General features: G+C 66.8%; 6 protein-coding genes. 2 read left to right on the top strand and 4 right to left on the bottom strand.

Annotation, left to right across the window (positions count from 1 at the left end; genetic code table 11):
• The coding region (locus tag AB7O82_RS36875) for a hypothetical protein (protein WP_428550290.1) at window positions 1–344 on the bottom strand (344 nt) is incomplete at its 3' end.
• A gap of 75 nt (window positions 345–419) precedes the next feature.
• Between AB7O82_RS36875 and AB7O82_RS36870 the strand changes: the two genes are divergently transcribed.
• Complete coding sequence (locus tag AB7O82_RS36870; protein WP_428550287.1) at window positions 420–1,352, top strand: histone deacetylase family protein; 933 nt, start codon at window positions 420–422, stop codon at window positions 1,350–1,352.
• A gap of 75 nt (window positions 1,353–1,427) precedes the next feature.
• Window positions 1,428–2,132, top strand: coding sequence for a hypothetical protein (locus AB7O82_RS36865; protein ID WP_428621762.1), 705 nt, complete (start codon window positions 1,428–1,430; stop codon window positions 2,130–2,132).
• 6 nt (window positions 2,133–2,138) lie between these two features.
• Here AB7O82_RS36865 and AB7O82_RS36860 read toward each other — a convergent pair whose 3' ends face one another.
• From AB7O82_RS36860 to aqpZ, 3 genes are read right to left on the bottom strand one after another with little or no spacing between them, the layout of a single operon-like run.
• Window positions 2,139–4,238, bottom strand: a complete 2,100-nt coding sequence (locus AB7O82_RS36860; RefSeq protein WP_428550282.1) for an adenylate/guanylate cyclase domain-containing protein — start codon at window positions 4,236–4,238, stop codon at window positions 2,139–2,141.
• A 37-nt stretch (window positions 4,239–4,275) separates the two neighbouring features.
• Complete coding sequence (locus tag AB7O82_RS36855) at window positions 4,276–4,641, bottom strand: hypothetical protein (protein WP_428550279.1); 366 nt, start codon at window positions 4,639–4,641, stop codon at window positions 4,276–4,278.
• 14 nt (window positions 4,642–4,655) lie between these two features.
• Window positions 4,656–5,345 (bottom strand): aquaporin Z, encoded by a 690-nt coding sequence (gene aqpZ, locus AB7O82_RS36850; RefSeq protein ID WP_428550277.1) that lies wholly within the window; start codon window positions 5,343–5,345, stop codon window positions 4,656–4,658.
• Window positions 5,346–5,587 lie beyond the last annotated feature (242 nt).

The following is a 5,587-nucleotide window of genomic DNA, read 5'->3' as shown; positions in this document are numbered from 1 at the left end:
GCCGTCGTCACGCCGCTCATGCGGTCGTACATCAGCTTGATCTTGCTCAGCGTGCAGATGTTCAGGTCTCCCCACACCGCCGGCGCGCCGCCGTCGGCGAACCCGATCCTCATGTCGGCCTGGCAGTAGGTCGTCGGTGCATTGAACGTCACCTGCCGCCGCGCACCCGCTGCGATCGGCGGCCCGTGCAGCACGTTGGGGGTCCAGAAGCCCAGGTCGGTGGGCGATATCGACATCTGGCTGATCGCATAGCTGGTGCCATTGATCAGCAGAAAGCTGGTTTCCTGGGCAAACCCCTCGGTTGCTCCCAAGGACAGGGCGGCAACGACGAGCGAACGCAACATATGATCTCTCTTCAGCGGCAGATGGGCATCTTATCGTCGCTTTGCGAGACCTCTCAAGGTAAAGGGAGAGCAGCCATGGCCACCCTTCTGATCAGCCATCCGTCCTTCCTCGAGCACGATACCGGGCCCTATCATCCCGAGCGGCCGGACCGCCTGCGCGCCATCGAGGCCGCCCTGGGCGATCCCGACTTCGACCGCCAGCCGCGCCTGCGGGCGCCTGCCGCGACGCGCGAGGAGCTGGACCGGGTTCATCCCGAGGACTACGTCGAGGCGATCCTGGGCATCCGTCCCGGGCCCGGCGAGCGCGTCCATGTCGACGGCGATACCGTCATGAGCGGCGGCAGCGCCGAGGCCGTCCTGCACGCCGCGGGCGCCGCCATCGCCGGCGTCGACGCCGTGATGTCCGGCCGGGTGCGCACGGCCTTCGCCGCGGTCCGCCCGCCGGGCCATCACGCCTCGCCCGATGTCCCGGGCGGATTCTGCCTGTTCAACAATGTCGCCATCGGCGCCCGCCATGCCCAGGCGCGTTACGGCGCGGAGCGCGTCGCCATCGTCGATTTCGATGTCCATCACGGCCAGGGCACGCAGGCCGTCGTCGAGCCCGACCGGTCGCTGTTCTACGCCTCGACGCACCAGTACCCGCTCTACCCCGGAACCGGCCATGCGAGCGAAACCGGTGTCGCCAACAACGTCGTCAACGCACCGCTGTCACCGGGCTCCGGCGGCCGCCTGTTCCGCGCCGCCTGGCGCGAGCGCATCCTGCCGGCGCTCGACCGCTTCTCGCCCGACCTCGTCATCGTCTCGGCAGGCTTCGACGCCCATGCCGCGGACCCGCTGGCCCAGCTCGAGGTCGAGACCGAGGACTTCGCCTGGCTGACCGAGGAGCTGCTGGCGATCGCCGATCGCCATGCCAAAGGCCGGCTCGTGTCGATGCTCGAGGGTGGCTACGATCTCGAGGCGCTGGCCGAGTCGGTATCGACGCACGTTCGAACCCTGATGAAGGCGTGAACGACGGATGCTTTCGGCCGGCAAAGGCAGTCGCCTCGTCCAACGCCTGCAACACGGCGCGTCGACTGTAGCGTCGTGACGCTGCTTCGATTACTCGCTTTCGTCTGCCTCGTGCTGTCCGTCCTCTGCCCCGGCTTCGAGGCTTTGGCGGCGGGCGGCCCCCACATCGTCGACGATGCCGAGGTCGAGACACCGGGCGTGTGCCACCTCGAGACCTGGGCTACGCGGTTCATTCCGGGGGACGGCTACTTCAACCTGGCGCCGGCCTGCACCACCCTGAAGATGCCCTGGCTGGAGATCGGTGCGGCCTACCAGCACTACTGGGACGAGTTCATCGCCGGACCGCTGCTCGGTCCCGCCATGAAGATCAATTTCCAGTCGGTCGAGAAGACCGGCCTGGGCATTGGCCTCGGCTTCAATGCCGGCGTCAATGTGCGGACCGGCGAGCTGGGCTATGCGCAGATCCTCGGGTTGGTGACCTACCAGCTCAACGAAAGGGTGCGGCTCAACTTCAACGCGGGCTGGAGCTACCTGCAATCGGATGTCCCCAATGCCCTGTTCTACGGCGCCCAGGTCGAGGCCAATGTCGGCGGCGGCGTCAACCTGATGCTCGAGGCATTCGGCCGCGCGCAAGGCGGGTTGGTCGGCACCCAGGCAGGTTTGCGGTTCACGCCCCGCATCCGATCGCGCGAACCGTTCGACTTCGATCTGCTGGTCGGCACATTCTTCGATGACACCAGCACGCGCTTCGTAACCCTGGGGGTGACGGCTCGCTATTGAGCGTCGCTACTTTCGATCGAAGTGCCAGGCGCCGTCCCAGCCGGGCGGCATGCCGTCGCGCAGGAAGGCCGTGCAGCGGTCGATGAAGACGCGGCTTGGCCCATCGTCTGGTCGCATGGCCGAGATTGCGCGAAAGCCCGCCAAGGCTTCCTCGAAACGCCCCGCGTCGTAGGCAGCATGGCTGCAGCGCCATTGCGCCAGGAACCCGGAATGCCGGACGGCATCGCCCTCCTCGCCCAGTGGCTCGTAGATGTCGTGCGCCTCAGTCGTGCCGGCAGCGACGATCCGGTCGATGTGCCGCCACAGGAAGCGATCGGCGGTCAATTGCACGACCTCGCCGCTCGCCAGGATCTCGGTGCCGTAGACCTTGTTGAGCCCCTCCAGCCGTGACGCCTGGTTGGCGACCGGACCGACCAGCGTGTAGTTGATGCGCTCGCTCGCTCCGACGTTTCCCACGACCGCCCGGCCGGTATGGAGGCCGAAGCGCGTGCGGAAGGTCGCCCGGCCGCGCGCCGCCCATCTCTCGCACAGCCGGTTGCTTGCCGCCGCGGCCTGCAGGGCTGCCCGACAGGCGTTGGCGACGTGATCGGGATCAGGTTCCGGAGCGTTCCAGAACGCCATGATGCTGTCGCCGATATACTTGTCGATCATGCCCCTGTTGGCGGAAATGGCGGTGCCCAGCACGTCGAAGTAGCGCGACAGCCGCCCGGTCAGGATCTCCGGCTCCATCGTCTCGCTCAACAGCGAGAAGCTTTCGATATCGGTGAACATCACGGTGACCTCTCGGCGGACGCCGCCGACACCCGAGCTCTCGGGCGAGCGCATCACCTGCTGTACGAGGTGCTTCGACACGTAGCGCCCGAAGACCTCCAGCCCCTGGCGCATGCGTTCGACGGAATCCGACAGCCGGGCGACCTCCGTGATGTGGCTGCGCACCGGCAGGCGATCAGAGAAGTCGAGGTTGCGAATCCGCTCGGTCTTGGCGGCGATGCGCGCGATCGAGCGCGACACCAGCCACGACGCGACGAGGGCCGCGACGACGGCGAGAGCGACGGTGATCGCCGCGGCGATCGCCGCCCGCTCGATCAACGACCGTGAAGCCGCAAACAGCTCCATGCGCGGCACCGCCGCCGCCACGACGAATTGCTGCCCGAAGCCCGGCGCCATGCGGTGCGCGATCAGTCGGTAGGCATTTCCATCGATGTCGATCACGCGGTCGATCCGGCGATCCTCCTCGATCGTCTCGCGAATGGTGCGCTGCAGGACCTCCCGCGCCTGGGCATCGCCGGGCAGGCACCCCTGCACGCCCGCGGCACAGGGCTGGGACTGCACCACCACGTTGCTCAGGCTGTTTCCCACCATGATCACGGCGTTCTCCGTGATCTTGTAGGCGGTAAGCAGCTGCGAGAGGGCATGCAGGGTGAAGTCGAAGCCAATGACGCCCTCATCCTCGGCAAGCGGCACTCCGACCGAGATCCCGAACCTGTCCGACTGGACGAAGCGATAGGGCGGCGTCAACACCGCCTTGCCGGCGCGCATTGTATCGATGTACCAGCGCCGGCTCAGCGGGTCGTAGTCGGTCGGCTGCACCCGCTTCTTGGTGCGCGATCCGTCCGGTTCCTGGTACCACCAGGTTTCCCGCCGCTCGCTTCCGCTTCCCTCGATGGTGAGCACCTGCACCGCATCGGGTTTCTGATCCTCGAACGGCAGGCGCGGCACATCCCAGTACGTTTCCCGCCGCCCCACATACAGAAATCGTCCGTCGCGAAAGGCGACGTAGGCGGCGCCGACCAGCGGATGATGGGTCAGCGACGCGGCGAGCTGCCGGCGGCGCTCGTCGTCGGCCTCCGGGCCGCGATCGATCCGGAAGACCGGCGTCTCGGCCAGGGTCTGCCCCACGGACACGACGCCGCGCAGACCGTTCGACACGAAGCGCTCGATCGCCTGCTCGAGGACGGTCACGCGCTGGTCGCCGCTCAGCCGCTCGACGAAGCTCACCGAGCGCCAGCCGAGCCACAGCAGGGCAGCAGCGAGCGGCGCCAGGATCAGCGCCATCAGAGCCAGGATCGTGATGCTGAAGGGTACGGACCAGCGGAACGACTTCATGGCACGCGCGGGCGGAGACGCGGCCGCAACAGCCAGCCTATTTCTTCACGCCCATCCACTTGCAGCCGAGATTCTTCTCGGTGACGGTGAGCGACGGCGGCGTCGCCGCCAGGTCGGTGACGACATGCAGATGGAGTTGCCCCAGTTGGTAATCCGTCTCGTAGACGTTCGGCTTGGTGAGCTTCAACTTCGTGTCGATGCCGCCGGGCGCGCGGACCTCGGCCTGGCCACCCTTCAGCGTGAAGGCGTGCACCCGCGTGAACTGCGGATCGGCGCGGATGCAGCCCGAGATGTTGCCCGGCGCGGCGGCAAGCCGGAACTCGACCGACATGTCCTGCGGCCAGGCGAGCGATGGCACGAGGACCGTCAGGGCGGCGACAAGGAGGGATCTGGTAAGGGTCATGAAGTCTCCGTTGGTCAGTCGCGGCGCCCCGTCAATCCATAGGCGAGACCACCGATCGCGCCGCCGATCAGCGGCGCCACCCAGAACAGCCAGAGCTGCGACAGGGCGGCTCCGCCGACGAACAGCGCCGGTGCGGTGCTGCGCGCGGGGTTCACCGACGTATTGGTCACCGGGATACTGACGAGGTGGATCAGGGTGAGGCAGAGGCCGATCGCCAGGCCGGCAGCGGCGGGATGGGAGCGCTTGTCGTCGGTGGCGCCGAGAATCACCGTCACGAAGCCGAACGTCAGGACGATCTCGATGACCAGCGCCGCCACCATGCCGTACTTGCCGGGTGACTGATCGCCATAGCCGTTGGTCGCAAAGCCGCCAATGTCGGCGCCCGCCTTGCCGGTCGCGACGACATACAGAATTGCCGCGCCGGCGATGCCGCCCAGCACCTGGGCGACGACGTACTGGACGACCTCGCCCCAGGGAAAGCGTCCGCCGCACGCCAGGCCGACCGTTACCGCCGGATTGAAATGCCCGCCCGAGACCGGGCCCAGGGCATAGACCATGGTCAGCACGGTAAGACCGAAGGCGAGCGACACGCCGACGAAGCCGATGCCGAGCTGGGGAAACGCCGCGGCCAGAACGGCGCTGCCGCATCCTCCCAACACCAGCCAGGCAGTCCCCAGGAATTCGGCGTACAGACGATTTGTCATCGGCATGGCGATCTCCCCCGCTAATGCCGCAATACTACAACTTTTGGGCGACGACGTCATTCAATGGCATGGTTTTCGCCACGACCAATGTCTGCATATCTGAAGGTCATTGAATCGACACTAGGCGTCAGAGGGCTATTCGACACCGAGATAGATTCGCTGCACGTCAGGGTTGGTCGCCAGATCGCGCGCCGGACCTTCAAGGACCGTGCGGCCGACCTGCAGGACATAGGCGTGGTCGG

The organism is Reyranella sp., assembly GCF_050185545.1.
GTDB lineage: Bacteria > Pseudomonadota > Alphaproteobacteria > Reyranellales > Reyranellaceae > Reyranella.
Note: the sequence above shows the minus strand (reverse complement) of the source record. Positions and strands in the feature narration are given on the sequence as shown.

Excerpts from the sequence above, each read along its gene's own strand:
- AB7O82_RS36870 (WP_428550287.1), top strand. The coding sequence starts at position 420 with ATGGCCACCCTTCTGATCAGCCATCCGTCCTTCCTCGAGCACGATACC.
- AB7O82_RS36860 (WP_428550282.1), bottom strand. The coding sequence starts at position 4,238 with ATGAAGTCGTTCCGCTGGTCCGTACCCTTCAGCATCACGATCCTGGCT.
- AB7O82_RS36855 (WP_428550279.1), bottom strand. The coding sequence starts at position 4,641 with ATGACCCTTACCAGATCCCTCCTTGTCGCCGCCCTGACGGTCCTCGTG.
- aqpZ (WP_428550277.1), bottom strand. The coding sequence starts at position 5,345 with ATGACAAATCGTCTGTACGCCGAATTCCTGGGGACTGCCTGGCTGGTG.